The sequence below is a fragment of the Pseudonocardia sp. Ae505_Ps2 genome (genome assembly GCF_001932425.1).
Lineage (GTDB): Bacteria > Actinomycetota > Actinomycetes > Mycobacteriales > Pseudonocardiaceae > Pseudonocardia.
The window spans coordinates 1,421,550-1,447,409 of sequence record NZ_MCIP01000001.1; the positions used below are offsets into that span (position 1 = coordinate 1,421,550).

Annotated in this window: 21 protein-coding genes and 1 pseudogene; 10 read left to right on the forward strand and 12 right to left on the reverse strand. The window is 74.6% G+C overall.

Annotation, left to right across the window (positions count from 1 at the left end):
* Window positions 1-1,980, reverse strand: a complete 1,980-nt coding sequence (locus Ae505Ps2_RS06680; protein ID WP_075553491.1) for a serine hydrolase domain-containing protein — start codon at window positions 1,978-1,980, stop codon at window positions 1-3.
* A gap of 122 nt (window positions 1,981-2,102) precedes the next feature.
* On the opposite strand from Ae505Ps2_RS06680, the gene Ae505Ps2_RS06685 reads away from it, so the two are divergent.
* Window positions 2,103-2,441 carry a hypothetical protein gene (locus Ae505Ps2_RS06685; RefSeq protein WP_075553492.1) on the forward strand — a complete coding sequence of 113 codons (339 nt, stop codon included), beginning with the start codon at window positions 2,103-2,105 and terminating at the stop codon, window positions 2,439-2,441.
* Window positions 2,442-2,444: 3 nt separating this feature from the next.
* On the opposite strand, the gene Ae505Ps2_RS06690 is transcribed toward Ae505Ps2_RS06685, so the two are convergent.
* The 6 genes from Ae505Ps2_RS06690 to Ae505Ps2_RS06715 form a co-directional block, all read right to left on the reverse strand.
* The gene (locus Ae505Ps2_RS06690) at window positions 2,445-4,538 is read right to left on the reverse strand and encodes a hypothetical protein (protein ID WP_075309340.1); all 2,094 of its coding nucleotides are present in this window, start codon (window positions 4,536-4,538) and stop codon (window positions 2,445-2,447) included.
* A gap of 347 nt (window positions 4,539-4,885) precedes the next feature.
* Window positions 4,886-5,065, reverse strand: coding sequence for a YbdD/YjiX family protein (locus tag Ae505Ps2_RS06695; protein ID WP_060714194.1), 180 nt, complete (start codon window positions 5,063-5,065; stop codon window positions 4,886-4,888).
* Entirely contained in the window at window positions 5,062-7,245 is a 2,184-nt protein-coding gene (locus Ae505Ps2_RS06700) for a carbon starvation CstA family protein (protein WP_084786216.1), read from the reverse strand. The genes Ae505Ps2_RS06695 and Ae505Ps2_RS06700 overlap by 4 nt, the downstream gene beginning before the upstream one ends.
* A gap of 245 nt (window positions 7,246-7,490) precedes the next feature.
* A complete protein-coding gene (locus Ae505Ps2_RS06705; protein ID WP_075553493.1) occupies window positions 7,491-9,311 on the reverse strand; it encodes a phosphoenolpyruvate carboxykinase (GTP) in 1,821 nt (606 codons plus the stop codon).
* Window positions 9,312-9,651: 340 nt separating this feature from the next.
* Entirely contained in the window at window positions 9,652-10,044 is a 393-nt protein-coding gene (locus Ae505Ps2_RS06710; RefSeq protein WP_075312614.1) for a hypothetical protein, read from the reverse strand.
* 217 nt (window positions 10,045-10,261) lie between these two features.
* On the reverse strand, window positions 10,262-11,881 hold the full coding sequence (locus Ae505Ps2_RS06715; RefSeq protein WP_075309338.1) for an MFS transporter: 1,620 nt from the start codon (window positions 11,879-11,881) through the stop codon (window positions 10,262-10,264).
* 148 nt (window positions 11,882-12,029) lie between these two features.
* On the opposite strand from Ae505Ps2_RS06715, the gene Ae505Ps2_RS06720 reads away from it, so the two are divergent.
* Together Ae505Ps2_RS06720 and Ae505Ps2_RS06725 are read left to right on the forward strand one after the other, a co-directional pair.
* Window positions 12,030-12,623, forward strand: a complete 594-nt coding sequence (locus tag Ae505Ps2_RS06720; protein WP_020622343.1) for a TetR/AcrR family transcriptional regulator — start codon at window positions 12,030-12,032, stop codon at window positions 12,621-12,623.
* A 79-nt stretch (window positions 12,624-12,702) separates the two neighbouring features.
* Window positions 12,703-13,155, forward strand: a complete 453-nt coding sequence (locus tag Ae505Ps2_RS06725; RefSeq protein WP_075309337.1) for a hypothetical protein — start codon at window positions 12,703-12,705, stop codon at window positions 13,153-13,155.
* 17 nt (window positions 13,156-13,172) lie between these two features.
* Here Ae505Ps2_RS06725 and Ae505Ps2_RS06730 read toward each other — a convergent pair whose 3' ends face one another.
* Window positions 13,173-13,523 carry a DUF6802 family protein gene (locus Ae505Ps2_RS06730; protein ID WP_075334022.1) on the reverse strand — a complete coding sequence of 117 codons (351 nt, stop codon included), beginning with the start codon at window positions 13,521-13,523 and terminating at the stop codon, window positions 13,173-13,175.
* Window positions 13,513-14,214 (reverse strand): hypothetical protein, encoded by a 702-nt coding sequence (locus Ae505Ps2_RS30985; protein ID WP_075553494.1) that lies wholly within the window; start codon window positions 14,212-14,214, stop codon window positions 13,513-13,515. Before Ae505Ps2_RS30985 ends, Ae505Ps2_RS06730 begins: the two co-directional genes overlap by 11 nt.
* Window positions 14,215-14,466: 252 nt before the next feature.
* Between Ae505Ps2_RS30985 and Ae505Ps2_RS06740 the strand changes: the two genes are divergently transcribed.
* The 4 genes and pseudogenes from Ae505Ps2_RS06740 to Ae505Ps2_RS06755 all read left to right on the forward strand — a co-directional run.
* A complete protein-coding gene (locus tag Ae505Ps2_RS06740; protein WP_226361483.1) occupies window positions 14,467-15,432 on the forward strand; it encodes a glycosyltransferase family 2 protein in 966 nt (321 codons plus the stop codon).
* A 56-nt stretch (window positions 15,433-15,488) separates the two neighbouring features.
* On the forward strand, window positions 15,489-16,487 hold the full coding sequence (locus Ae505Ps2_RS06745) for a glycosyltransferase family 2 protein (RefSeq protein ID WP_212567613.1): 999 nt from the start codon (window positions 15,489-15,491) through the stop codon (window positions 16,485-16,487).
* The gene (trmB, locus tag Ae505Ps2_RS06750; RefSeq protein ID WP_075553496.1) at window positions 16,480-17,292 is read left to right on the forward strand and encodes a tRNA (guanosine(46)-N7)-methyltransferase TrmB; all 813 of its coding nucleotides are present in this window, start codon (window positions 16,480-16,482) and stop codon (window positions 17,290-17,292) included. The genes Ae505Ps2_RS06745 and trmB overlap by 8 nt, the downstream gene beginning before the upstream one ends.
* A gap of 592 nt (window positions 17,293-17,884) precedes the next feature.
* Window positions 17,885-18,988: pseudogene (locus tag Ae505Ps2_RS06755) on the forward strand (nitric oxide synthase oxygenase); the annotation flags it as partial.
* 10 nt (window positions 18,989-18,998) lie between these two features.
* Here the strand turns inward: Ae505Ps2_RS06755 and paaI are convergent.
* The gene (gene paaI / locus Ae505Ps2_RS06760) at window positions 18,999-19,457 is read right to left on the reverse strand and encodes a hydroxyphenylacetyl-CoA thioesterase PaaI (protein ID WP_020622865.1); all 459 of its coding nucleotides are present in this window, start codon (window positions 19,455-19,457) and stop codon (window positions 18,999-19,001) included.
* A gap of 67 nt (window positions 19,458-19,524) precedes the next feature.
* Between paaI and Ae505Ps2_RS06765 the strand changes: the two genes are divergently transcribed.
* Both Ae505Ps2_RS06765 and Ae505Ps2_RS06770 read left to right on the forward strand, forming a co-directional pair.
* Window positions 19,525-20,169: an NYN domain-containing protein gene (locus Ae505Ps2_RS06765; protein ID WP_043277127.1), complete on the forward strand. Its 645-nt coding sequence runs from the start codon at window positions 19,525-19,527 to the stop codon at window positions 20,167-20,169.
* Between the two features lie 14 nt (window positions 20,170-20,183).
* Window positions 20,184-21,509 carry an amidohydrolase family protein gene (locus Ae505Ps2_RS06770; RefSeq protein ID WP_075553497.1) on the forward strand — a complete coding sequence of 442 codons (1,326 nt, stop codon included), beginning with the start codon at window positions 20,184-20,186 and terminating at the stop codon, window positions 21,507-21,509.
* A 15-nt stretch (window positions 21,510-21,524) separates the two neighbouring features.
* Here the strand turns inward: Ae505Ps2_RS06770 and Ae505Ps2_RS06775 are convergent, their stop codons facing one another.
* Both Ae505Ps2_RS06775 and Ae505Ps2_RS06780 read right to left on the reverse strand, forming a co-directional pair.
* Complete coding sequence (locus Ae505Ps2_RS06775; RefSeq protein WP_075553498.1) at window positions 21,525-22,760, reverse strand: D-arabinono-1,4-lactone oxidase; 1,236 nt, start codon at window positions 22,758-22,760, stop codon at window positions 21,525-21,527.
* Between the two features lie 669 nt (window positions 22,761-23,429).
* On the reverse strand, window positions 23,430-23,906 hold the full coding sequence (locus Ae505Ps2_RS06780) for a hypothetical protein (RefSeq protein ID WP_075553499.1): 477 nt from the start codon (window positions 23,904-23,906) through the stop codon (window positions 23,430-23,432).
* A gap of 544 nt (window positions 23,907-24,450) precedes the next feature.
* Between Ae505Ps2_RS06780 and Ae505Ps2_RS06785 the strand changes: the two genes are divergently transcribed.
* Window positions 24,451-25,827 (forward strand): AI-2E family transporter, encoded by a 1,377-nt coding sequence (locus Ae505Ps2_RS06785; RefSeq protein ID WP_175581818.1) that lies wholly within the window; start codon window positions 24,451-24,453, stop codon window positions 25,825-25,827.
* Window positions 25,828-25,860: the final 33 nt, after the last annotated feature.

Below are 25,860 nucleotides of genomic sequence, written 5' to 3' on the forward strand. Positions count from 1 at the left end.
TCAGTAGGTGAGGCTCGGCAGCAGCAGGCCCGCCACGACCGCCACCACCGCGATGCCGGCCAGGGCGAGCAGCAGCACCACCCGGCCGGTCACCGACCATGCGCCGGCCCTGGCGCGCAGTGCGGTGACCACCCCGGCCGCCGCGACGGGCACGCCCAGCACCCCGATCCACTGGAGCACCTGGAGCCCGCGCAGCACAGGGAGCGGCACCTCGCCCAGCGACGCGATCGTGAGCACCGAGACCACCCAGCCCGTGAGCGCGACGAGCGCCGCGAGCGCCGCGGCCCGGGTGAGACCGTGGGCGACCCGGTCGGCCCGCGGCCGGGTCGCGACGACCACGCCGTACCGGCGGCGCCACAGGGCCCCCGCCGGCCGGGCGACGAGCGCACCGAGGAGCACCGCGACCGAGCCGGCCAGCACCGTGCCGAGCAGCGTCGCGTCACGCAGCGGGCCGACCGGCAGCTCGGTGAACGCCGCATCGTGGCCCAGCGCGGTGACCCGGCCGTCGGCGTCGGTGCGCACGGTCAGCAGCCGCTGCCCGCCCACCTCCCGCCACAGCCCGGGCCGGACCTCGGCGTAGGCGGCGGGGCGGACGTCGTTCGGGGCGGGCGAGACCAGCAGCGTGCCGTCCGGCCGAGCCGCCACGCGCATCTGGGCCAGCAGGTTCATCGCCCCCATGAAGGTGCTCTCCGACCGCCGGGCCGACTCGTAGGTCCCCGCGATCGCGGCGGCCCTGGCCGGGGTGCCCGCGTCCGGAGCCGGTGCCGGGCCCGCCGGACCGGGGAGGTAGCGGTCGGTGAACCCCTCGGTCACCGCCCGCCGCAGATCCAGGGTGTCCGCGCCGCCGCGACCGCTGCTGTTCGTCGTGACGAACACGCCGATCCGCTCGGCCGGGTACAGCTGCAGGTGCGAGTGGAACCACTGGGTGTCGCCGCCGTGGCCGAGGACGAGGTGGCCGTTGCGGCTCTCGTCGAACAGCCCGAGTGCCATCCGCGGGCCGTCGGCGAGCGCGCCGAGGGTGTCCGGGCCCAGCGCCGGGCGCTGCATGAGTGCCCACGCGGCGGGGGAGAGCAGCGGGGTCGAACCGGGTGCGCCGAGCAGGGCCGAGGCGAACCGGCCCATGTCGGCGGCCGACGCGCTCAGCGACCCCGCCGGGGCCGGGCTGACGAACTCGAACGGCATCGGCGGGGCGTCGACGCTGGTGTGGCCGTCCGACATCGTCGCGGCGGCGGCCGCGGGCAGCGGCTGGTCGAAGGTCGCGGTCGTCATCCCGGCGCGGTCGAGCACCTCGCGCTGCACGTACCGTTCGAAGGGCTCGCCGGTGACCTGCTCGACGACGTGCCCGGCCAGGCCGTAGCCGTAGTTGGAGTACGACGGCACGGTGCCGGGGGTGCTGACCTGCTCGGGCGGGTCGGTGGCGAGGAACTCCCGCAGCGACGGGCCACCCGGCCCGGTGCGGATGAGCCCGCGGATCTGCTCCTCGAAGCCCGCGGTGTGGCTCAGTAGGTTCCGCAGGGTCACCGGGCCGCGGGGCATCGGCACGTCGATGTCGAGATGGCGGCGGACGTCGGCGTCGAGGTCGACGAGGCCGCGGTCGGCGAGCTGCAGCACGGCGACCGCGGTGGCCACCTTCGACACCGACCCGACCCGGAACAGCGTCCGGCCGGGATCGACCGGCGTGCCCGGTCCGGCCGAGCCGTAGCCGCGGGCGGCGAGCACATGCCCGTCCCGTACGACGGTGACCGCGGCCCCGGCGATCCCGCTCCGGTCGAGCGCGGCGGGGACGAGGCCGTCCAGCCAGGCGCCGACGTCGGCGGCGGTGAGCGGGGCGGTCGGGACGGCCGTCCGCGGAGCCGGGTCGGGGGCCGGTGCGGCCGGGGCCGCACAGCCACCGACCAGGGCCGAGACCAGGAGGACGAGCAGGGCGACGGTGGCGGCGCTGCGGCGGGGCGGGCCGCCGGTCCGGCGTGCGGTGATCATGTCGTCGAGCCTCGCCGGAACGGGCCCCCGGCACATCGGGCGCAGGTCGGCACTGCGGCCTACGACCTCCGACGGAGACGGCTCTTCCGCACCCGCGGCCCGATCCGGGACCATGTCGCGCCATGGGAGTCCCGGAGCAGGTCCGCACGCAGCTCGCGACCTGGTGCACCGAGCAGGTACCCGACGGCGAGAGCGACCGGCGCCGGATCGCCTACACCACCGCCGGCAACACCGTCACGATCCTCGACCGGCGGCCGCCCGCGTTCCCGGAGCTGGGTGCGGCATGGTCGTCGACGACACTGGCGCAGCTGCGGGTCGACGACCCCGGGCCGGGCAGCTGGACGCTGTACCGCGTCGCCGACCCCGGCTCGGGGCAGCGCTGGCAGCCGGCGGGGCCGCCGGACACCGACCCGTTCGTGCTGCTCGCGCGGGTCGCCGAGACGCTCCGCGCGAGCAGCTGACGCTCAGTCGTCCCGGCCGCCCGTGACCGCCGGGCGCGGGCCCGGTGCCATGGCCGACGGCGTCGACGGGCGGGACGGCTCGTCGTCGTGCGGGGTCGTGTCCGACCCGCGCGGGGCCGGGCGCGGCGCGGGCACCGACGGGTCGACGGTCTCGTGGGCGCCTGCCTGTCCGGCCTGCACCGGGACGGTGACCGGGACCTCCGGTGCCTCCGCGGCCGTCCGGGCGGCGGGGACCGACGGCAGCGGCGGCACGACCGGGGCCCCGGGGCCCGGCCGCGCGGCGGCGGTGCGGTCCCCGGTGCCGCGCAGGAACCGCGCCGAGGCCTGGTTCAGCACCTCGAGCAGGGTCGTCCCGGACGAGGCGGCCCGCGGCTCGTCCCCGACGACGGCGAGCATCCGCGGCGCCGCCGCGGTCAGCAGCAGCCCGTCGGCCTGCATCGCGCCCGCACCCAGCACGACCACCAGGTCGGCGGTGTCCGCCGGGGGCAGCGCGCCGAGGACGTCGTCGAGGGGCTCGCAGACGACCAGGCCGAAGCCGGGGACGCCACGGCCGGCGTCGGCCGCCCAGGTCTCGGCGAGCTGCGGGTGGGTCCGGGCGAGCTCGCCGAGCAGCCGGTCCAGCTCGTCGCGGTCGGCGACCTCGCGCCGGGCACGGTCGAGCTCTTCGAGCGCGTCGGCGTAGGCCTGCGGGTCGTGTGCCCGCAGCGCGTCCACGACGGCGTCGTGCTCCGGCGCCCGTGCCCCGTAGGGCACCCGGTCGGCGCAGGTGGCGGCCAGGCGTTCCAGCTCGTCGGCGGCCTCGGCGGGGTCGCCGTGCTCGTCGTAGTCGACGATCGCGCGGGCGACCCGCTCGGCGGCGGCCAGGTCCGGCACCGAGACCGGGGAGTCCTGCTGCAGGAACAGCACGTCGTGGCGCAGCGCGCCGACCGACCGGGCGGTCGCCGCCACCCGGTCCAGGGTGTCGGTGAGCGCGGGCAGCTCGGAGGGGTCCCGCGGGATCGGCAGGCCCAGCACCGCGCACAGCCGCGCGATCTCGTCGTCGCGGCGCGCCAGGTCGAGGTGCCGGACGATCGCGACCACGTGGTCGTAGGTCTGCGGGGCCTCCCCGCCGACACGGAAGCGGCGCAGGTGCGGCTCGGCGTCCTTCTGCTCCTGCGGGCGGAAGTAGGACCGGGTCCGGCCGCCGGAGTCGAGGAAGTCCAGGTAGCGGCGGACGACGTCGGCGCCGCCCTGGGGCAGCGGCTCCACGATCTCGACCGTGGGACCGGCGGCGTGCCGGGCGCGGTCGTCGCGCTGGCGGGCCGCGTGCCCCTGCAGCGCCTCGAACTCGGCGCGCAGTCCCTGGTGGACCAGCCGACCGACGACCTCGCGCAGCCGGTCGGCGTCCGGGGCCGCGGCGATGGCCTCCAGCGAGCCCAGGACGCACCGGGAGACCTGGGTGACGGCCCCGCGCCGGGCGGCGTCGAGGTCGCGCAGCAGACCGGGAACGATCCGGGCCTCGCCGGTCTCGGCGCCGGCCACGACCCGTGCGGCCCGCTCGCAGCAGCCCGCTACGTCGGCCGGGTCGGGCATGCCGTCGGAGTCGGGGAGGCGCTGGCCGCGCCGGGCGGTGCGGTCCGCGCCGACCCGGGCCAGCAGGCGGCGCAGCCGCTGCAGCTCGCGGACCGGCAGCTCCGGGAACGAGGTGGCGACCCGGCCCTCCACGCTCACCGGCAGCGAGTCGTGCACCGCGGCGACCCGCTCGGCGGACGCACCGGTCAGCAGGACGCGCATGCCGTAGCCGGTCAGCTCGGCCAGCGCCCTGGCGAGCTCGCCGGGGCTGCTGTCGGAGAGCACGACGAGCGGCTCCTCGGCCACCACGCCGAGCAGTGTCGACGGGTGGGCGGGGTCCTCCTCGGAGCGCGGCGGGGCCGCGGCCCCCAGCGCGGTCGACAGGGTCCGCAGACCGGCCGGCACCCGGCCGGCGCGCAGTTCGGCGGTGATCCGCGCCGCCGCCGCCCGCGGTGCCCCTCCGCCGCGGCCGGCCGACGCCAGCCCTTCGACGAACGCGACGAGCGCGTCGATGTCCGTGTCCTCGGACACCCGGACGTCCAGCATCTCGTCTCACACCTCCGCCGTACCCGTGTCGTCGCCCCGGGGACGACGTTCACGGTGTGTATCGCCGTGGACGGCCCGGTGTTCCGCCTCCGCCGTGATCGTCCGGCCGGGACCGGCCGGCCGCCGTCACGAGGAGCGACGGAGCCGTGTCCCGTTCGGGGTACACGGCGGGTGCGGGATCGCCGTTCGGACGTCCCCGATTTCCCGCGAAAGGCTACCGGTCAGGGCTCTACGCTGGGCCGATCTCGTCGAGACCGGGCAACGTCGCCCCTTTCGGCGTCCTTCGCTGTCCACACTGAGCGACCGAGGCAGTTCAAACACTGCCCCATCGGAGTGAATTTACCCGATCAGCAACAGCGGGCGGAGGGAACACGGTCCTGGCGGTCGGTCCGCTCCCGCCAGAACTCGCGCTCGCCCAGCACCGGCGCACCGGGGTGGTGGGCCGCCCGATGGGCCAGGTACCGCTCGTAGTCGCGCTCCCCGGCGAGCTCGCGCACGAACGTCCAGAACGCCCGGAGCCGGCTCATCCGGAGTCCCCGGCCCTGGCGAGCGCGCGTTCGGAGCGGGTGGGGATCAGCCCGGCAGGGGCCTGGATCCGGGACTCGACGTACGGGTCCTCGGAGCCGCCGGGCAGCGGGCGTCCGCGCAGCGCGGCGACCCACACCCGGACCGAGTCGGCCAGGACGATCACGATGAGCAGCGCGAACAGGGCGGTGAGCACGGTGTCGACGGTCGTGTTCGCCACCACCTTCTGCATGGCCTCGACGGTCCTGGCGGTGCCCAGGCTCGTCTTCCCGGCGTCGAGCGCGGCCTGGTACTGGTCGCGCTGGGCCCAGAACCCGAGCTTGGGGTTGTCGGAGAAGATCTTCTGGTAGCTCGCGGTCAGGGTGACGACGGCGTCGAACACCAGCGGGACCAGCGTGATCGGTGCGTAGCGGGCACGGCCGGAGCGGATCAGCAGCGTGGTGCAGACGGCCAGTGCGACGGCGGCGAGCAGCTGGTTGGCGATGCCGAACAGCGGGAAGAGCTGGTAGATGCCGCCCAGCGGGTCGTTGACGCCGGCGTAGAGCAGGTAGCCCCAGGCCCCGACGATGACGGCGCTGCAGATCCAGGCGCCCGGCCGCCAGCTGGTGTCGCGGAAGCGCGGCACCACGTTGCCGATCGTGTCCTGCAGGATGAAACGTCCGACGCGGGTGCCTGCGTCCACCGTGGTGAGGATGAACAGCGCCTCGAACATGATCGCGAAGTGGTACCAGAAGGCGCGCATCGCGTCGCCGCCGAGCACCTGGGAGAACACCGTCGACAGCCCGACGGCCAGGGTCGGCGCCCCGCCGGAGCGGCCGACCAGTGTGTGCTCCTCCACGGCCTGCGCGGCCGCGGTGAGGTCGGCCGGGGAGATGGTGAACCCGATCTGCGCCACCGCGGCGGAGGCGGTCTCGACGGTCGGCCCGAGCACCGTCGCGGGCATGTTCATCGCGAAGTAGAGGCCGGGGTCGAGGATGCAGGCCGCGGCCAGCGCCATGATCGCGACGAAGGACTCGGTGAGCATCGCGCCGTAGCCGATGACCCGGATCTGGGACTCCTTCTGGATCAGCTTCGGCGTCGTGCCCGAGGCCACCAGGGCGTGGAACCCGGACAGGGCACCACAGGCGATGGTGATGAAGACGAACGGGAACAGCGAGCCCGCCGCGACCGGGCCCTGCCCGTCGGAGGCGAACCGGGTCAGCGCGTCCATCTGCAGCGACGGCCAGGCCAGCAGGATCGAGGCGGCGAGCAGCACGACCACGCCGACCTTCATGAACGACGACAGGTAGTCGCGCGGCGCGAGCAGCATCCAGACCGGCAGCACCGAGGCGGCGAAGCCGTAGACCACCAGCGCGAGGGTCAGCTGGTTCGCGGTCAGGTGGAAGACCTCGCCCCAGGACGAGTTCTGCACCCAGCCGCCGCCGACGATGGCCAGCAGCATCAGCGCGACGCCGAGCACCGAGACCTCGATGATCTTCCCCGGGCGCAGGTAGCGCAGGTAGAAGCCCATGAACAGGGCGATCGGGATCGTCATCGCGAGCGAGAACGTGCCCCACGGCGAGTCGGCCAGGGCCTGGACGACGACCAGCGCCAGCACCGCCAGCAGGATCACCATGATGGCGAGGACGGCGACGATGGCCGCCGTCCCGCCGACCGGCCCGATCTCCTCGCGGGCCATCTGGCCGAGGCTGCGCCCGCTGCGGCGGGTGGAGAAGAACAGCGTGACCATGTCCTGGACCGCGCCCGCGAACACGACCCCGACGATGATCCAGATCGTGCCGGGCAGGTAGCCCATCTGTGCCGCGAGCACCGGGCCGACCAGCGGGCCCGCGCCGGCGATGGCCGCGAAGTGGTGACCGAACAGCACCCGCCGGTCGGTGGGCTGGAAGTCCTGCCCGTCGTCGAGTCGTTCGGCCGGTGTGGCGCGGGTGTCGTCCACGCGCAACGCGCGGTGGGCGATGAAGCGGGAGTAGAAGCGGTAGGCGATCGCGTAGGACGCGACGGCGGCGAACACCAGCCAGGCCGCGGAGATCTCCTCGCCGCGGGCGAACGCGACGATCGACCAGGCGATCGCGCCCACCACCGCCACCGCGACCCAGATCGCGATCTGCCTCGGGTCGCGACGACGGGTCGTGCCCGTCCCCCCGGTCCCCGGTTCTCCCGGTCGCTCCGTCGTGACCATGCCGTCCCCCGCTCGTGCACCGTGCGCGACCGACGCCGTCGTGGGGCCGGCCCGATCGGGAACGTTACGTCGGGCAACGTTGCCTGTCACCGGTCCGGGGACGCCGTTACCGAGTCTCGACCGGCCGCGTCCTCCCCGATCCGGGGACACCCACCTCACGTACCCGCGCAGGGACAGCACGGAGCCCCCGCACACGACGGTGTGCGGGGGCTCCGTGGGTCTCGCGCGGCCGGGGCCGCGGTGGGTCAGGCGCCGAGGCGCTGCTTCAGGGCCTCGAACTCGTCGCGGATCGAGGTCGGGAGGTTGTCGTCGCCGATCTTGGCGAACCACTCCTCGATCAGCGGGATCTCGGCCTTCCACTCCTCGACGTCGACCGCCAGGGCCTCCTCGACGTCGGCGCGCTCGGCGTCGACACCCTCGAGGTCGATCTGGTCCACGGTGGGCACGAAGCCGATGGGGGTGTCGACGGCGGCCGCCGCGCCCTCCATGCGCTGGATGCACCACTTGAGGACGCGGCTGTTCTCACCGAAGCCGGGCCACAGGAAGCGACCGTCCTCGCCGCGGCGGAACCAGTTGACGTAGAAGATCTTCGGGAGCTTCTCGGCGTCGGCGCTCTTGCCGAGGTTCACCCAGTGCGCGAAGTAGTCGCCGACGTTGTAGCCGAGGAACGGCAGCATCGCCATCGGGTCGCGGCGGACCTGGCCGAGGCCGCCGGCCGCGGCCGCGGTCTTCTCCGAGGACATGGTGGCGCCCATGAAGGTGCCGTGCTGCCAGCTGCGGGCCTCGGTGACCAGCGGGATCGTGGTCTTGCGGCGGCCGCCGAACAGGATGGCCGAGATCGGCACGCCGTTCGGGTCCTGCCACTCCGGCGCGACGACCGGGCACTGTGCGATCGGCACGGTGTAGCGCGAGTTCGGGTGCGCGGCGTCGGTGCCGGACTCGGGGGTCCAGTCGTTGCCCTTCCAGTCGGTGAGGTGCTGGGGGTCGCCCTCCAGGCCCTCCCACCAGACGTCGCCGTCGTCGATCAGCGCGACGTTGGTGAAGAGCGCGTTGCCCTCCTCGATGGTGCGCATCGCGTTGGGGTTGGTCTTCCAGTTGGTGCCCGGCGCGACACCGAAGAAGCCGAACTCCGGGTTGATGGCGTAGAGCCGGCCGTCCTCACCGAAGCGCATCCAGGCGATGTCGTCACCGACGGTCTCGGCGCGCCAGCCGGGGATGGTCGGCTGCAGCATCGCCAGGTTGGTCTTGCCGCAGGCGCTCGGGAAGGCCGCCGCGACGTAGTAGGCCTTCTCCTCCGGGCTGATGAGCTTGAGGATCAGCATGTGCTCGGCGAGCCAGCCCTCGTCGTGGGCCATCGCCGAGGCGATGCGCAGCGCGTAGCACTTCTTGCCGAGCAGGGCGTTGCCGCCGTAGCCGGAGCCGTAGCTCCAGATCTCCCAGGTCTCGGGGAAGTGGCTGATGTACTTGGTCTCGTTGCACGGCCACGGCACGTCGGCCTGTCCATCGGCGAGCGGGGCGCCGATCGAGTGCAGCGCCTTGACCCACCGGTCACCCGCGACGTCGAGCAGCGGGACGACCTGCGCACCCATCCGGGTCATGATCTTCATGGAGATCACGACGTACTCGGAGTCGGTGATCTCGATGCCGATCTTCGGGTCGTCCGAGTCGGTCGGCCCCATGCAGAACGGGACGACGTACATCGTCCGGCCCTTCATCGAGCCGCGGTACAGCTCGGTCATGGTCCGCTTCATCTCGGCCGGGTCGGCCCAGTTGTTGGTCGGGCCCGCGCCGCGCTCGGTCTCGGTACAGATGAAGGTCCGCTCCTCGACCCGCGCGACGTCGTCGGGGTCGGAGGCGGCGTAGAAGGAGTTGGGTTTCTTCTCCAGGCGCGTGAGGGTCCCCGCCTCGACCAGCTGGTCGGTGAGCCGGGTCCACTCCTCGTCCGAACCGTCGCACCACACGACGCGATCCGGGGTGGCCAGCTCGGCGATCTCCTGGACCCAGGCCGCGACGCCCTGGTTGGTGGTCGGTGCCTTGTCGGTGCCCGGAACGGTCGCTGCAGTCATGTCGTCCTGTTCTCCTCGCCGGCCCCGGCCCGCCACCGGGGGAACTACGACGAGCCCGCGACCGGAGTCGGTGACGGGCCCAGACGGGAAAAGGTGGTTTCCGAGGCTACCTGCGAAATAGTGCGCCACCCACGGGTGGAGTTGAGAGGTCAGGCACAGCACCGATCATGTAAATCGATCCAGTACGCGCTGGACGACGGCGATGTCCGCCCAGGTGACAGCCATGTCACACGAACGCAACCTGTTCCCGGTGACAGATTCGCCGACGGTCCGTGACATCGGCACGCACATTCTCGGAGAAACGTCGCCGAAATTCACCCGCAGACCGGAAGCGACCGCTTCAACGCGTTCTCGGAACGCACTTAGGGCTTTCGAGAACGGAAGGGGTCAGCGCACGGTTGCGACGGAGCGCGAGCTCCGGGACCATGATCGGCAGCCGGTGGGCGGTCACCTGCCAGTACCGGGCGCCGGGGTCACCGGCCCGCCAGGCGTCGGCGAGCCGCACGACGGCGTCCGGGTCGATCACCCGGCGCGGCCGGGGCCGCATCCCGCAGCGCTCGCGGACGCCGGCGTCGAGCGCGCGCCAGGCGTCCTCGGCGGTGGTGTGGATCGAGACCTCCGGACGACCCGCGACGGCACCCCCGGCATCCGGGTCCCCGGGGTCGGGTTCCACGACGTCGCCGGGGTGTTCCCCGAGCACCAGGGTGTAGGCGCTGACCACCTCGTACGGCACGGCTGTCTCCCGTGTGGAGTCGGCACCGACGACCGGCACCGATCGTCGGTGCCGGTCGTCGCGGACGAGCCGTAGTGAACCAGCCGGTGCACACCGGATCCGCCGAACGAGCGTCCGACGGGGCCGCGCGTCGCCGGAACCACCCGTCCGGGCGGCCGGACGGTCACCCGTGACCGTCACGGGTGGTCACTCGTCGCTCACACCCCGCGACGAGCGGTCAGTGGCGGGCGCCCGCGGGCTCGGCGTCGGCGTCCACCGCGGAGGCACCGGCCGCCAGGACGTCCCGGTGCGCGCGGCGCAGGCCGAGCCCGGCCGTCACCAGCACCACGGCGACGACGACCGCCGCCGTCCCGGACGCGACGTCCACCCCGTGCACGAACGCCTCCCGTGCGGAGGCCAGCAGGGCCGCGGCGGCGTCGGCGGGCATCGTCGTGGCGACGTCCGCCGCCCCGCCGAGGGTCTCCCCGGCCGAGGACGGAGTCCCGTCGGGGAGCACGACGCCCGCCCGGTACACCGCGGACAGCACCCCGCCGATCAGTGCGGTGCCGAGCACCGCACCGACCTCGTAGGCGGTCTCGGAGACCGCGGCCGCGGCACCGGCCTTCTCCGGCGGGGCGGCCGCCAGGATCGCGTCGTTGGTGACGGTCTCGGACAGCCCGATCCCCGCGCCGATCAGCACCGCGGCCGACATCAGCAGCACGACGGCCGAGTCCACCTGCAGGAACAGGCAGGCCACGTAGCCGGTCAGGACGAGCGCGAGCCCGGTCGCGACGAGCTGGTGCAGCGCGAACCGGCGGGCCAGCCGCGCGGCGGCGAGCCCGGCCACGACCGTCACCACGAAGCCCGGCAGCAGGAGCAGGCCCGCCTGCAGCGGCGAGTACCCGACGACCAGCTGGAGGTACTGGGCGGAGAAGAACAGCAGCCCGGTGAGGCCGAACATGGTGGTGGCGTTGGCCAGCGCGCTGTGCCGCAGCACCGGGCGGGCGAACAGCTCCAGGTCGATCAGCGGGTCCAGGCCGCGCCGCACGCGCCGCCGGTAGTGGGCGAGGAACGCGGTGCCCGCGCCGACACCCACCAGCACCGACGCGACGACGGCGGGGGTCACCCCGCCCGCGGACCCGGCCAGCTTCAGCGCCAGGACCAGCGGTCCCATCGTCAGCAGCGACAGCACCACGCCGACCAGGTCCAGCCGGCCCGGCTCGGTCTCCCGCGACTCCGGCACCACCAGCGGCGCGACGACGAGCAGCAGCGCCATCGGCGGCACGCTCATCACGAAGATCGAGCCCCACCAGAAGTGCTCGAGCAGCAGCCCGCCGACGATCGGGCCGAGCGCCGCGCCCGCGGCGAACCCGGTCGCCCAGATCGCCAGCGCGAGCCTGCGGTGGGTCCGGTCGAGGAACACCGACCGCAGTAGCGCCAGCGTGGAGGGCATCAGCATCGCGCCGAACACGCCGAGCAGGGCGCGCGCCGCGACGAGCTGGGCGGCCGAGGTCGCGAACGCGGCGAGCAGCGAGACCACGCCGAAGCCGGCGACGCCGATCATCAGCAGCCGGCGGCGGCCGATCCGGTCACCGAGGGTTCCCATCGTGACCAGCAGCCCGGCCAGCACCAGCGGGTAGACGTCGACGACCCACAGCAGCGTCGCCGCGTCCGGGCGGAGCGCGGCGGAGAGCTCCGGCAGTGCCACGCCGAGCACCGTGTTGTCGATCGACACCAGCAGCGTGGGGATGGCGAGCACCGCGAGTGCGAGCCAGGCGCGCAGCCCGGGCAGCGGCACCACGTCCGGCCCGCCCCTGTCCCTCGCCGCGCCCCGTGCGCCGACCTCCGGCCGTGACATCGCCGTTCTCCCTTGCACTCGTCGTTCCGTCGGGCCCTGATCCGGACGCGTCTTTACCGTCCAGACGGTACATCTTTATACCGTCCAGACGGTACAGTCCATTCCCGGCCGGGACTGTGAGGCGGGGCACTGGCACTAGGCTTCGCCCATGGCGTCCCAGTCCGAACGACGGAACGCGGGGACACGGGGACCGGGCTCGACCCGCGACCGGGTCCTCGACGCGTACGAGACGCTGCTGATCGAGCAGGGCCCCGGCGGCGCGACCCTCGACGCGGTGGCGGCGGCGGCCGAGGTGTCCAAGGGCGGGCTGCTCTACCACTTCAGCTCCAAGGAGGCGCTGGTCAGCGGCCTGCTGGCGCGACTGCGCGAACGCAGCGCCCGCGACGCGGAGCTCATGCGGTCCGACGCCGCCGGCACCGTGGCCTACTACCTGCGCACCTCGGTGCCGGGCCACGAGTCGCCGGTCGGACTGACCCGCACCTACCTCGCGACCCTGCGCGTCGCCGACGGCAGCACCTCAGGGGAGGCCGCCCGGACCGCACTGGCCGACGTCGACGCCGACGGGCTCGCCGCGCTGTCCGAGGAGATCGACGACCCGGTCCTGGCCTGGCTGGTACAGCTCGTCGGGGACGGCCTCTACCTGCGCACCCTGACCGGCGCGCCGCTCACCGGCGGGGTCTCGACCGAGGAGCTCCTCGACACCCTGCGGACGCTGCTGGCAGCCCGTTCCCGGCCCGGGTGATCCCGTCGTGCACAGAACGCGTGGAACCGGTCGCGCGGGGTAGTCTCCTGTCCTGTACTCGCACGGGGAGGGGCCCACTGTGGAGGGAACCGGCGGCTATCTCGCGCTGGTCGTGGTCGGTGTCGCGATCACGGTCGGGGTCGGTCAGATCCTGCTGCGCACCGGGCAGCCGTTCCTGGAGGACGTCTTCCAGAGCAAGGAGACGTCGCACTCCATCAACCGGCTGCTCGTGGTGCTGTTCCATCTGCTGACTCTCGGCGTGCTGGGGATGATCTCGGTCATCGACATCGACAGCATCACCGGCGTCCAGCAGATCGTGTTCAAGATCGGCGTCGTGCTGCTGGTCGTCGGGATCGCCTACGGCATCTCGATGCTCGTCCTGCTCCGCATCCGCGAGCGGCGGCGCCAGCAGAAGGTGTCGGCCGACATCGACCGCTCGATCGCCGAGCAGCGCCGCGGCGTCGGCCGGTTCCGGCGCGACGCGAACACCGACAGCGAGGGCCGCACCCCGGCCGAGCAGCCCGAGGACTGACCTCGGGCCCCCGGGACTCAACCGGGGGAGCCGGGCAGACCGGTCACCACGTCGGCGAGACCGTCGCCGTCGAGGTCGGTCCAGAACTCCGGGCCCCGCTCCGTCTCGACGACGAGGGTCTCCGCGACGCCGTCGCCGTCGCCGTCCCGGGCGGCCGGCCCGGACACCGGGACCGACCCCGCGACACCGGACCGGGCCCGGGGCACCCGCACCCACCAGGGGACGGGCAGCGATGCCGCGACAACCGCGCCCGCCAGCACCGTGCTCCCGACCGGCGTCCTGCTCCCGACCGGCGCCGTACTCCCGACCCGCGCCGTACTCCCGACCCGCGCCGTGTTCCCGACCGGCACCGGCAGCTCAGTGCGCACGGGCCGGCTCCCCGGGGCGGCACGACGCCCGCCGCGACACGGCCGGGCCCGTCGACGCCCACTCCGCGGCCGCGATCCACGCCGCCAGCTCGCGGTCCGCGGCGGTCAGCACCGCGTCGCGCACCCGCCGGGCCAGCGCGCGGTCGCGGGCCGAGCGCACCGCCCGCACCCGGGCCGCGACGAGTGCTTCCGCCAGCAGGACGAACCCGGCCAGGGCGAGCGGCGCGCCGGGGCCCGCGACCGGGAGCAGGCGCCCGACCGCCAGGAGGATCGAGAGCACCGACACCGCCGACCCGGACAGGACCGCCCCGGACCATGCCCCGCGCTCCCGGCCCGGTGCGACGGCGAGCGCCCGGGCCGCCGCGGCGGTGAGAGCCCGACCACCCGACAGTGACGCACCGTGAGTGATGTGAATCACTCCAACGCCCTGATGTCGTAGCGCGGTTGCGACTGCACGGCGGCGCAGGACCGGTCCGCTGCGGCGCGCCCAGGCGTCGTCGAGGGTGCGGGCAGGACCGTCGAGCGCGACCGTCCACCACCGGAGGTCGCCGGCCCGGCCCGCGCGCCGGACCGCGTGCGCCGCCAGGCCGTCGACCTGCACCGACAGTGTCGCGAGAAGATCGACACGGGCCTGGTCGAGCGCGGTGCGCAGCGGCGGCCCGATGCTGCCCGAGGGTGGTTCCCGGTCCATGCCCGCCAGTGTCGGGTGGACCGCTCCGGGGCGGATCCGTAGGACTGCGCAGCGGACCCGGGTGATCGCCGTCCCCTTTCATGGGCAAGGGTGAACCGCAGCGTGGACACGGACGAATCAGCCGACCGGGGCAACCCCACGGGCCCGAGGGACGTCCACTGATCGGGCAATACCCAAGACGCCCGACACCAGAACCGCAACCGGACCGTGATCGCGTCGTTGGACGAGTAAGCGGACCTGTATGGAGGAAGTGTGAGCGCCGTTACGCCCGCCCGCCAGACCGTCACGCCCGATGCGAGCGCCCCCGCGCGCCCCGGGCGTCAGAACGGTGCCGGTGCCGGACAGTCGCCGTTCCCGGCGAGCCCTGCCCGACCCGGCGGGCGCGCTCCGCTGGCGTCGCAGCCGGAGGGACCCGAGGGCTTCCGTCGCCCGCGGCCCCGCCCGGCTCCGCGCCGCAGCGCGAACCCGGCGGTGTCGGTGATCGTGCCGACCCGCAACGAGGCCCGGAACCTGGAGATCGTGCTGCCGGCCATCGCCGCGGTGCGGCCGGCCGTGCACGAGGTCATCGTCGTCGACGGCAACTCGACCGACAACACGGTCGCCGTCGCGCGGCGCACGCTGCCCTGGGCGCGCGTCATCACCCAGACCCGCAAGGGCAAGGGCAACGCGATGGCCTGCGGTTTCACCGCCGCGACCGGTGACGTCATCGTCATGTTCGACGCCGACGGCTCGGCCGACCCGAACGAGATCCCGGCCTTCGTGAACGCGCTGGTCAAGGGCGCCGACTTCGCCAAGGGCAGCCGGTTCTGCAAGGGCGGCGGCTCGGACGACATCACGCTGCTGCGCAAGTCCGGCAACGCCGGGCTGAACACCGTCGCGAACCGGCTGTTCGGCACCAAGTACTCCGACCTCTGCTACGGCTACAACGCCTTCTGGGCCGACCTGCTGCCGCAGCTCGAGCTCCCGGACCCGGCGGCGCCGCAGCCCGAGGACGGCTCGATGCTCTGGGGCGACGGTTTCGAGATCGAGACCGTGCTGAACTGCCGCGTCGCCGCGGCCGACCTGACGATCACCGAGGTGCCGTCGGTCGAGCGGGAGCGCATGTTCGGCGAGACCAACCTGCGGACCTTCGCCGACGGCACCCGGGTGCTGCGTACCCTGATGGCCGAGCACCGTCGCATGGAGCAGCGCCGCAAGGCGTCCGGCTACGCCCGCTGACGCTGCTCGTACCGGCCGCCCCCGCCGGTCCGCAGCACCATGAGGAGCGATTGCACGTGAGCGCCCTGCCGACCGCCACCGTGGTCGTCTGCGTCTACACCGAGAAGCGCTGGTTCGACATCAAGGCCGCCGTCGACTCGGTTCTCGACCAGGACGTGACCCCGCTGGAGACGATCGTCGTCGTCGACCACAACGAGCGCCTGCGGGAGCGGGCCGAGCGCGAGTTCGGGCCGCTCGGGGTGGTGGTCGTCGCGAACGAGAAGAAGCAGGGCCTGTCCGGCGCCCGCAACACCGCGGTCGAGCTGGCCTCCGGCGAGGTCGTCGTCTTCCTCGACGACGACGCCGCGGCCCGCCCCGGCTGGCTGCGCGCGCTCCTCGCCCCGTACGAGGACCCGGACGTCATCGGCGTCGGCGGGATCGCCCACCCGAAGTGGCCCGACGGGCGACCGCGGACCCTGCCCGGTGCCGCCCCCGGGGACCCGAACGCCACCGGCGAGCTCGACTGGGTCGTCGGCTGCACCTACACCGGCCAGCCCACCGAGCGCGCGGAGATGCGCAACCTCATGGGCTGCAACATGTCCCTGCGCGCCGAGGTGTTCACCCTCGTCGGCGGGTTCGCCGAGGACATGGGCCGGATCGGCAAGAACCCGCTGGGCTGCGAGGAGACCGAGCTCTGCATCCGGGCCCGGCAGGCCTACGTCGCCGACGGCCGGAACCCGCGCATCCTGTTCGAGCCGCGCGCCGCCGTCGACCACCGGGTGTCCGACGACCGGGTCTCCTGGCGCTACCTGCTGCGCCGCGGCTGGGCCGAGGGCATCTCCAAGGCCGCCGTCTCCAAGGTCGTCGGGACCGGGGACTCGCTGTCCGCCGAGAGCAGCTACACGATGAAGGTGCTGCCCGCGGGCGTGATCCGCGAGGCGAAGGAGCGCAACGCCGCCTCCGCCGTCGCGATCGTCGCCTGCCTCGGCGTCACCACCGCGGGCTACGTCCGCGGCCGGCTGCCCGGCGCCACCGCCCACGTGCGGCTGCCCGCGGGCCGGAACACCGGTGCCTGACCGGGCCACCGCCCCGGAGGCCCCGCACCCGCACGACACCCGGATCCGCTCCTACGTCCACCAGCGCGTCCGGCTCTCCGAGGGTCAGCAGTCCGCCTGGGACCGGCTGTGGTCGACGTGGGGCGCCGAGGGCGACGACGTCGTGGCCGCCGGGGTCTGGGACCCGGCCGCGATGTTCGGCCGGACCGCTCCGGTCGTGCTGGAGATCGGGTCCGGCATGGGCGAGACGACCGCGGCGCTCGCGACGGCCGAGCCGGAGATCGACCACGTCGCCGTCGAGGTCTTCGAGCCGGGCCTGGCCCAGCTGCTCATGCGGATCGAGCAGGGCGGCCTGACCAACCAGCGGCTGCTGCGCGGCGACGCCGTGGAGCTGCTCACCCGGGTCGTGCCGCCGGCCTCGCTGGACGGACTGCGCATCTTCTTCCCCGACCCGTGGCCCAAGCGGCGACACCACAAGCGCCGGTTGATCCAGCCGGACTTCGCCGCGCTGGCCGCGTCGCGGCTGCGCCCCGGCGGCCTGCTGCACCTGGCGACCGACTGGCCGCACTACGCCGAGCAGATGCGCCGGGTGGTCTCCGCGGAGCCGTCGCTGCGCCCGGACGACCGCTTCCCGCTCCGGTCGGACGGCTGGCAGGACCGCCCGTCGTGGCGTCCGGTCACGAAGTTCGAGGACCGGGCCCGGCTGGACGGACGACCGGTTCGTGACCTGCTGTACATCGCCGACCACACCCATGGTGCCGGTGACACACGGAGAGTGACCGACTACGGTCAGGAGCACCCCCGACCCGGATCCCCACCCGAGTGACCCCCGAAGGACGCCCGTGACGACGGTGGAGCACGGCAAGAACTCGCACCCCGCTCCCGCGGCACCGAAGCGGCCGGTCGACCGACCGGCCGGGTTCCGGCCGAGCCCGACGCCCCGCCCGATGACGGGCCCGCCGTCGGGCGCTCCGTCGGGTCCGGGTCAGGGCCCCGGCCAGGCGCCGGAGGAGTCCGCCGTGGAGCGGTCCGGACGGTCGGTGTCGATGGTCCCGCTGGTCGGGCCGGTCGAGGGTCCCGTGCAGGCGACCACCGCGCTGGCGCGGACGGGGGTGGAGGCGACGACGGTCGTCGACCGGCCCTGGATGCCCCCGACGGCGCCGTGGGAACGGGGTCCGGCCCGTGAGCAGGGGCCGCCCGAGTCCGCGCAGCGCCCGACCGCGGGAGGCCGCGAGCACCTCCTCACCCGGGTCGACGGCACGGGCGCCGCGACCACGGTCGTCCGTGTCACGCCGCCGGCGGAGAACCGGGTCGCATCCCCGGCGGAGGCCACCGGCGGCTGCCCGGTCACCGGGCACGGCCGCTCCGGCGGCCATCCGCCGCCCCCCGGCGTCGCCGACGAGCGGGATCCCGCCCCGGTCGACCCGGCCGCGGCCGAGGAGTTCCTGCGCCAGGTGTACGCGGAGACCGAGCCGGGTGTCCCGCTGGCGGACCGGCTGCGCCAGGTCCGTGCCGAGATCGACCGGTCCGGCACCTACACCCACACCATGCACGAGCTGGTGTTCGGCGCCCGGGTGGCGTGGCGGAACTCCGCGCGCTGCATCGGGCGCCTGTACTGGCAGTCGCTGCAGGTCCGCGACCTGCGCCACCTGCACGACCCGGCCGACGTCGCGCAGGAGAGCGTCGGGCACCTGCGCGCCGCCACCCGCGGCGGGAAGATCCGCTCGACGATGACGGTGTTCGCGCCGGACGCCCCGGGGCGTCCCGGCCCGCGGATCCGCAACGACCAGCTCGTCCGCTACGCCGGGCACCGCAACCCCGACGGCACCGTCACCGGGGACCCCGGCCAGGCCGACTTCACCGACCACGTCGTCGGGATGGGGTGGCCGCAGCCGCAGCCGGCGGGCCGGTTCGACGTGCTGCCGCTGCTGATCACCGGCCCGGACGGGCGGTCCCGGCTGTTCGACGTGCCGCCGGACGCCGTGCACGAGGTCCCGCTGCGCCACCCGGAGCACCCGTGGTTCGCCCGGCTCGGGCTGCGCTGGCACTCGGTGCCCGCCATCAGCAACATGCCGCTGGAGATCGGCGGGGTCGTGTACCCGGCCGCCCCGTTCAACGGCTGGTACCTCGACACCGAGGTCGGCGCCCGCAACCTCGCCGACACCGACCGGTACGACCTGCTGCCCGAGATCGCGAAGCGGCTCGGGCTCGACACCCGGTCGGTGCGCACGATGTGGCGGGACCGGGCGATGGTCGAGCTGGTCCGCGCGGTCACCCACTCCTTCGACGCCGACGGCGTCACCATGGCCGACCACCACAGCGAGGCCGAGCGCTTCATGACCTTTCTGGCGAAGGAGGAGGCCGCGGGACGGCGCTGCCCGGCCGACTGGAGCTGGATCGTGCCGCCGATGTCGGGCTCGCAGACCCCGGTCTTCCACCGCTACTACGACGAGCCCGACCCGGAGCTGCGGCCGGCGTTCCTGGAGCCGCACGGCCTGCGGCCCCGCGACGACCAGGGCTGATCCAGGCTGGTCAGGGCTGATCGGGCCGGGCGGTGACCGGGCTCAGACCCGGTACCTGCCGGGTGCGGCCCCGGAACTCGGCGACGACCGTCCCGTCGGCGGTGCGGACGGTGACGTCGTAGAGCCCGGACCGGCCGCTCGCGGCGCGCTCGACGGCCTCGGCGGTGAGGGCGTCACCCTCGCGCGCCGGGCGCAGGAACGCGATGTCGGCGCCGCTGGCCAGCGCGGAAACGCCGTGGGAGTTGCTGGCGTAGGCCATCGCGGTGTCGGCGAGCAGGAACAGGTAGCCGCCGTGGCAGACGCCGTGCCCGTTGACCTGGTCGGGGCGGACGGTCATTCGCGCCGTCGCCCGCCCGGGAGCGACCGCGACGACGTCGACGCCCGCCGAACGGCTCGCCCGGTCGCCGTCGCGCATGATCGCGGCGGTCCGGGCGGCGACCTGCTCCGGCTCGGCCGGTGGGTTCTCCATGGGGACAGTCTCACCCGCGTGGGCGCCGGGCCGGGCCGGCGGGGCGGCGACGGCTAGGCTCCCCGGCATGAGCAGCGGGACGGGGCAACACGGACGCGGCGTTCCGACGGGTCCGCAGGAGCGCGTGCTGCTGGTGTGGGACGCGCCGAACATGGACATGAGCCTCGGTTCGCTGCTCGGTGCCCGCCCCACCTCGGCCTACCGCCCCCGTTTCGACGCCGTCGGACGCTGGCTCCTGGACCTCGCCGGCCCCGAGGCCGAGGCCGAGGCGTGCGTGTTCACCAACGTCGCCCCGGGCAGCATCGACATCGTCCGGCCCTGGGTCGAGGCCCTGCGCAACGTGGGTTTCGCCGTCTTCGCCAAGCCGAAGACCAGCGACGACTCCGACGTCGACGACGACATGCTCGCCCACATCGGCATGCGCTCGGCCGAGGGCAGGCTGCGCCACGTCGTCGTCGCCTCGGGGGACGGGCGGGCGTTCCGGGAGCCGCTGGAGAAGCTCATCGAGGGCGGCACCGACGTCACGGTGATCGGCTTCCGCGAGTACGCCGGGTTCGCGCTGGCCTCGGAGACGCTGTCGTTCCTCGACCTCGAGGACATCGACGGCGTGTTCCGCGAGCCGCTGCCGCGCGTCTCGCTGGAGACCCTGCCCGACGAGGGCGCCTGGCTGCCGCCGTTCCGGTCGCTGCGCTCGCTGCTCGACCGCCGCTGACCCGGCACGACGACATGACGGTCCTCCAGCGGCTCACCGCGCCGGTCGCGCTGCCCTGCACGCCCGGCTTCCCGGTCGTCCGGGACGCCGTCCTCGACGTCGACGACACCGGCCGGATCGCGTTCTTCGGCGCGGCCGCGGACGCGCCGGCGACCGACGCCGTCGTTCGGCCGCTGCCCGGGCTGCTGCTGCCCGGCCTGGTCAACACGCACTGCCACACCCCGATGTCGCTGCTGCGCGGGATGGGCGGCGACCTACCGCTGATGCGGTGGCTGACCGAGGTCATGTGGCCCGCGGAGGGCCTGCTGACCGAGGACGACGTGCACGCCGGGATGCTCGCGGGCTGCCTGGACCTGCTGCGGACCGGCTGCACCACCAGCGTCGAGATGTACTTCTTCACCGACGCGCTGGCCGACGCCGTCCGCACCGCGGGGTCGCGGGCGGTGCTCACCCCGGGGATCATCGCCGCGCCCGGCTGGGACCGGCTCGGGACCTGGGAGCAGATGCGCGACGACGTCTCCGCCCGGATCGACGCGCACGACCTCGTCCCCGACGACGACGGCCGGATCGAGCTCGGCTACGGCCCGCACTCGGCGTACACGCTGCCGCCCGGCGCCCTGGAGTCGGTCGCCGCGGCCGCCCGCGAGCGCGGGGCGCTGCTGCACACCCACGTCGCGGAGTCCCGCGGCGAGGACGCCCACGTCCGCGAGGCCCACGGCTCGGTGCCGGCGATGCTCGACGCCGGCGGCGCGCTCGGCGGGCGGGTGCTGGCCGCGCACTCGGTGCACCTGTCCGACGACGACATCGCCGTCTACGCCCGGCACGGCGTCGCCGTCGCGCACTGTCCCGGCTCGAACGCGAAGCTCGCGGCGGGCACCGCCCGGCTGCTGGACCTGCGCCGGGCCGGGGTCCGGGTGGGGCTGGGCACCGACGGCCCCGCCTCCTGCGACGACCTGGACCTCTGGCACCAGGCGCGGCTGGCCGGGCTGCTGGCGCGGGTCGGGGCCGACGACGCCGCCGCCCTCACCGCCGCCGACGTGCTGCTCATGGGCACCGCGGACGCCGCGCACGCGATCGGCCGCGACGACCTCGGCGCGCTGGAGGCCGGGCGGTGGGCGGACGTGGTCCACATCGACACCGACGACTCCGCGTTCGTCGCGCCCACCGACGACGCCCAGCTCGTGTCGAACCTGGTGTGGGCGGGCGGCTCCCGCCTCGTCCGCGACGTGTGGGTGGGCGGCGAGCAGGTCGTCGACGCGGGCGAGCCGACCCTGGCCGACCGCCGCGCGTCGCTCGCCGCGGTGCGGTCGATCTCGGCGCGGCTGCGCGAGCAACTCTGAGCGGTACCGCCGCCGTCAGCGGCCGAGTACCGCCGCGAGGTGCGGGTCGGTGAACCGGCGGTCGGGGTCGAACCGGTCGCGGACGGCCCGGAACGCCTCCCACCCCGGGTAGGCGACGGCGAGCTCGTCCGGTCCCCAGGCGTGCCGGGTGGTCCAGCACGGCCGCCCGTCGGCGTCCTCGCAGACCGCACCGGCGAGCCGGCGGACCGGCTCCTCCGCGGGTCCGCGGGTCCGCAGCCGCAGGTAGGCGGTGTCCCGGCCGGACGCCGGGTGCAGCAGGCCGGTCTCGGCCCGGCCGGTGCGCACCCGCACCGGCCGCAGCTCCCGCCCCCGCGCGGCGACGGCGGCCCCCAGCTCGCGCAGGACGGTCCCGAGGGCGGCACGCGGCACGGCCCACTCGGACAGGTCCGGGTCCCACGGCTGCGGGTCCGGCAGGACCTCGTGCGGCGGCCCCGCCGTACCGGGCGCCCAGCGCTGCGGCGGCGGCCACCCGGACCGCAGCCCCACCCCGGAGGACCACCACGACGACGCCAGCCGCGACACCGCCTGTCCCCAGCCGGCGCGCTCGACCGGACCGGTCGCCTCGGGCTCCGGCTCGGCCCAGCGCAGCACCGTGGACCCGGCGTGCGCCGACGGGCCGATCGCGATGTCGCACTCGGTCCAGGCGTGCTCGACGAGCAGGTCCTCGCCGAGCACCTCGTCGATGCCGACGGCGCGCTCGTGCACCTGCAGCCGGGTGAGCGGGACGGTGCGGAGCTCCACCGCGGTCGCGATGCCGAGCGCACCGAGCCCGCAGCGGGCGGCGTCGAGGTCGGGCCCGGTGACGTCGCGGACGATGCCGCGGCCGTCGACCAGGCGGACGGCGCGGACCTGGTCGGACAGCGAGCCCTCGGCGTGGGCGCCGCCGTACATGCCCAGCCCGGTGGCGCCGCCGATGGTGGCGCGGGGCGCGTCGGGCACGGTGGCCAGTGCCCGGCCGGCGGCGGCGAGGGCGACGCAGAGGTCCGCGACGGTCTCCCCGGCCCGCACCCGCACGGTGTCCTCGCCGATCTCGACGACGCCGGTCAGCGCGGACACGTCGAGCAGCACGTCCTCGGTGCGGACGAGGGGGCTCGGGGCGCGCCCACCGGCCCCGGTGGGCCGGACGGTGGCGCCTCGTTCCGCGGCCCGTCGCACGGCCGTCACGACGCCGGCCTCGTCGAGCGGGCGGTCGGTGCGCCGGGGGCCGGTCGCGGCGGGATCGGTGCTCATCCTTCGCAGGGTAGAACGCCGGGGGGTCACCGTGCGGAACGATTCGTGCACGCGTCGCGGTGCGTCGTACGACCGTCCGGTGGGGCGATGGTGAACGTGGTGACGGGTGTGCCGGATGGGACGATGGAAGCTGCGGCGAATGCCCTCTTGTGACCCGGACGGCCGCCCGATACGGTCACACTCCGTGGTGATCATTTCGCCACGCGAGTCCGGGACGAGGGTGTCCTGCGCTCGGCCCCGTCGTCCTGCCCGGAACCGCGCTCCCCACGGCTCCGGTCGGCTCGACGGCGTCACCGGTGTCGCGCGCGCCGCGCCGGTGGCCTCCGCACGCGCGAGGGCCGGGTCGGTGGTCGGCTCCCTCCGACCATCGCCCCGGCCCTCGCCTTGCGTGCTGACGACCCAGCTCCCCAGCCGGTCGTCACCTCATCCCGCGGTCCCAAGGTGCGTCCGCGGAATGTTCTGGTGCGTCCTCGGCGCTCCCGGTCCCCACCGGTCCTGCCGTGCGGCCGCACGCCCGTGGCGTGCGACTACTCCCCGGGACGCGCCGGGGGTGTCGTGGTTGCCTCGCGTGCCGATCCGACCCCGATCCGGTGCCGAACGGCCGTACCGCGCTGCCCGTACCGGCGGAACGGCCGGGCCGGACGGCCCGCGGTCCGCCGCTCGGGCTGCTCAGGCCGAGCGGGTCAGCCGGTGCCGCCCGGCACCGCCCAGCAGGTCGGCGATCGCCGCCCGGGCCGCGGCACGCTCGATGTCGCGACGGCGGCGCAGCATCGCCATGGCGGCGTCACCCGGTGCGTTCCAGGCGCCGTCGCCCTGCTCCCGGGCCGCGTGGCCGGCCGGCTGCGCCGGGACCGGTGCGGGCTCGGAGTGGAACGCGGCGACCGTGTCGCCGGTCGGCCGGACCGCGCCACCGCGGCGGGTCGTGCGGACGGTGTCGCGGTGCACGCGACGCACGGCGTTGCCGGCGTCCCCGCTCCGCCGGCCGTCCCGCCAGCCCCCGACCGTGAGGGCGTGGAAGATCGGGGTCTCCTCCTGGATCTCCTCGTGCGACTCGTGCCGGCCGGGGAACGGCCAGCTCTCCTGCGCGGCGCGTCGCGCCCGGATCGACGACTCGAGGCCACCCGCAGCGTTGTCGAACTCGTACACCCGCCGTACCTCCTGCTCGCCTGAGATGTGAGGACCCACGGCCTGGTCCGTATCGCGTACATCTCGTACCGCCGTTCAGCCCACTCACCCGGTCAACGGGTGACACCTGAGTGGGGAAACAGGGGTGACAGTTCTCGTGGCGATGTCCCCTCGTACGAGTGGCGCGACCCGTCGGAGACTCTCCGTGTTGTCTACGGAGAGTGTTCATCCGGACTCCTCCTGGAGCAGTCGGTAGCCACGGTCCAGGTTTCGGGGCGTCGGCGGATGTCGGCGACGGACTCTCGCAATAGGCCCGGTGGCCACGATTCGGCACGTCGCGGCCACCACGCGGCGGTGAGTGACCATCTCACCACTCCGTCGTGCCGAGTCCGGTCCGCGGTGTGTCGACTACACGGGTGTAGTTCGACGGAGAGTGACAGAGCGGCGAGCGCGCTGCTCCGTCCGATCCGATGCTGGACCGACCGGGGTGGGGTGCGCGGAGGGCCGGGCCGTCACCGGTGCGTGCACCGAGCCGCACCGGCCGGTCCGCCGTACCGTCCGTGCCATGACGGAGCGGACCGGGCGGCCCGCCGCTCCTGCCGGGGGCGGCATCCCGCGCCCACGGCACGACGACGACCCTGCCCATCGCACACCTCACGACGACACCGTGGACCTCCAGGGTCCCGGTGCGTCCCGGACCCACGACGCCACGGCCCACTCCGACGACACGCACCCCGACGACACCGCCGAGCACCACCGCGCCGCCCTCCCCGACTCCGGGGCCGGGTCGCACCTCGCGGACCCGGTGGCGCGGGCCGCCGGACCACGCCACCGCCCCACGCCGCCGGCGGAGATCCCGCGCCCGCTGCGGATCGCCTCCGAGGCCGTCGCCCGGATGCTCGTCATCGCCGCCGGGCTCGCGCTGCTGGTGTTCCTGGTGATCGAGCTGCGGGTGATCGTCGTCCCGATGGCGATAGCGGTGCTGCTGACCGCGCTGCTCGCCCCGCTGGTCCGGTGGCTGCACGAACGGCGGGTGCCCCGCGGCATCGCGACGGCGCTGGTCATGGTCGGCGGCCTGGCCGCGCTCGGCGGGCTGCTGACCGCCGTCGTCAGCACCCTGGTCGACGGCACCGCGCAGGTCGTCGCGGAGGTCACCGACAACGTCGGCTCCCTGCAGGGGCTCGCCGACGCGACGCCGTTCCGGATCGACGTCGGCGTGCTCGGCGACCAGGTGCTGCAGGCGGTGCGCGACAACCAGCAGACGCTGACCTCCGGCGCGGTGACGACCGCCGCGACCGTCGGGGAGATCCTCGCCGGGTTCGCGCTCTGCCTGTTCGCGCTGATCTTCATGCTCTACGACGGCCGCCGCATCTGGGGCTTCGTCCGGCTGCTCGCCCCGCGGGCCCGCCGGTCGCGGGTCGACGTCGCGGCCCGGCGGGGGTTCGCCTCGCTCGTCGGCTACGTGCGGGCGACGGTGCTGGTCGCCGTCGTCGACGCCCTCGGGATCGGCCTGGGCCTGTGGGCGACGGGGGTGCCGTTCGTGCTGCCGCTGGCCGCGCTGGTGTTCCTCGGCGCGTTCGTGCCGGTCATCGGGGCGGTGCTGACCGGCGCCGTCGCCGTGCTGGTCGCGCTGGCGACCGAGGGGCCGGTGACCGCACTGATCGTGCTCGGTGTCGTGCTGGCCGTGCAGCAGCTGGAGAGCCATGTGCTGCAGCCGCTGCTGATGGGCCGGGCGGTCCGTCTGCACCCGCTGGCGGTGGCGCTCGGCGTCGCGGTCGGGGTGGTCGTCGCCGGGATCGCCGGCGCGCTGCTCGCCGTCCCGCTGCTGGCCGTGCTCACCGCCGCGGTGCGGTCCCTGGTCGCGTCGCGCGAGGTCGCGCCGCGGGCGGTGGACCCGTTGCGCCCCCGCGAGGCGAACCCACCGCCCGCCCTGCCCGGCTGAGCGGCACGCCCTGCCGCACAGGGCCTGCGGTGG

Coding starts and splice junctions, on each gene's coding strand:
- Ae505Ps2_RS06775 (WP_075553498.1), bottom strand. CDS start 22,760: ATGAGCACCGATCCCGCCGCGACCGGCCCCCGGCGCACCGACCGCCCG.
- Ae505Ps2_RS06770 (WP_075553497.1), top strand. CDS start 20,184: ATGACGGTCCTCCAGCGGCTCACCGCGCCGGTCGCGCTGCCCTGCACG.
- Ae505Ps2_RS06720 (WP_020622343.1), top strand. CDS start 12,030: ATGGCGTCCCAGTCCGAACGACGGAACGCGGGGACACGGGGACCGGGC.
- Ae505Ps2_RS06685 (WP_075553492.1), top strand. CDS start 2,103: ATGGGAGTCCCGGAGCAGGTCCGCACGCAGCTCGCGACCTGGTGCACC.
- Ae505Ps2_RS06700 (WP_084786216.1), bottom strand. CDS start 7,245: ATGGTCACGACGGAGCGACCGGGAGAACCGGGGACCGGGGGGACGGGC.
- Ae505Ps2_RS06680 (WP_075553491.1), bottom strand. CDS start 1,980: ATGATCACCGCACGCCGGACCGGCGGCCCGCCCCGCCGCAGCGCCGCC.
- Ae505Ps2_RS06705 (WP_075553493.1), bottom strand. CDS start 9,311: ATGACTGCAGCGACCGTTCCGGGCACCGACAAGGCACCGACCACCAAC.
- Ae505Ps2_RS06695 (WP_060714194.1), bottom strand. CDS start 5,065: ATGAGCCGGCTCCGGGCGTTCTGGACGTTCGTGCGCGAGCTCGCCGGG.
- Ae505Ps2_RS06715 (WP_075309338.1), bottom strand. CDS start 11,881: ATGTCACGGCCGGAGGTCGGCGCACGGGGCGCGGCGAGGGACAGGGGC.
- Ae505Ps2_RS06765 (WP_043277127.1), top strand. CDS start 19,525: ATGAGCAGCGGGACGGGGCAACACGGACGCGGCGTTCCGACGGGTCCG.
- paaI (WP_020622865.1), bottom strand. CDS start 19,457: ATGGAGAACCCACCGGCCGAGCCGGAGCAGGTCGCCGCCCGGACCGCC.
- Ae505Ps2_RS06690 (WP_075309340.1), bottom strand. CDS start 4,538: ATGCTGGACGTCCGGGTGTCCGAGGACACGGACATCGACGCGCTCGTC.
- Ae505Ps2_RS06785 (WP_175581818.1), top strand. CDS start 24,451: ATGACGGAGCGGACCGGGCGGCCCGCCGCTCCTGCCGGGGGCGGCATC.
- Ae505Ps2_RS30985 (WP_075553494.1), bottom strand. CDS start 14,214: ATGGACCGGGAACCACCCTCGGGCAGCATCGGGCCGCCGCTGCGCACC.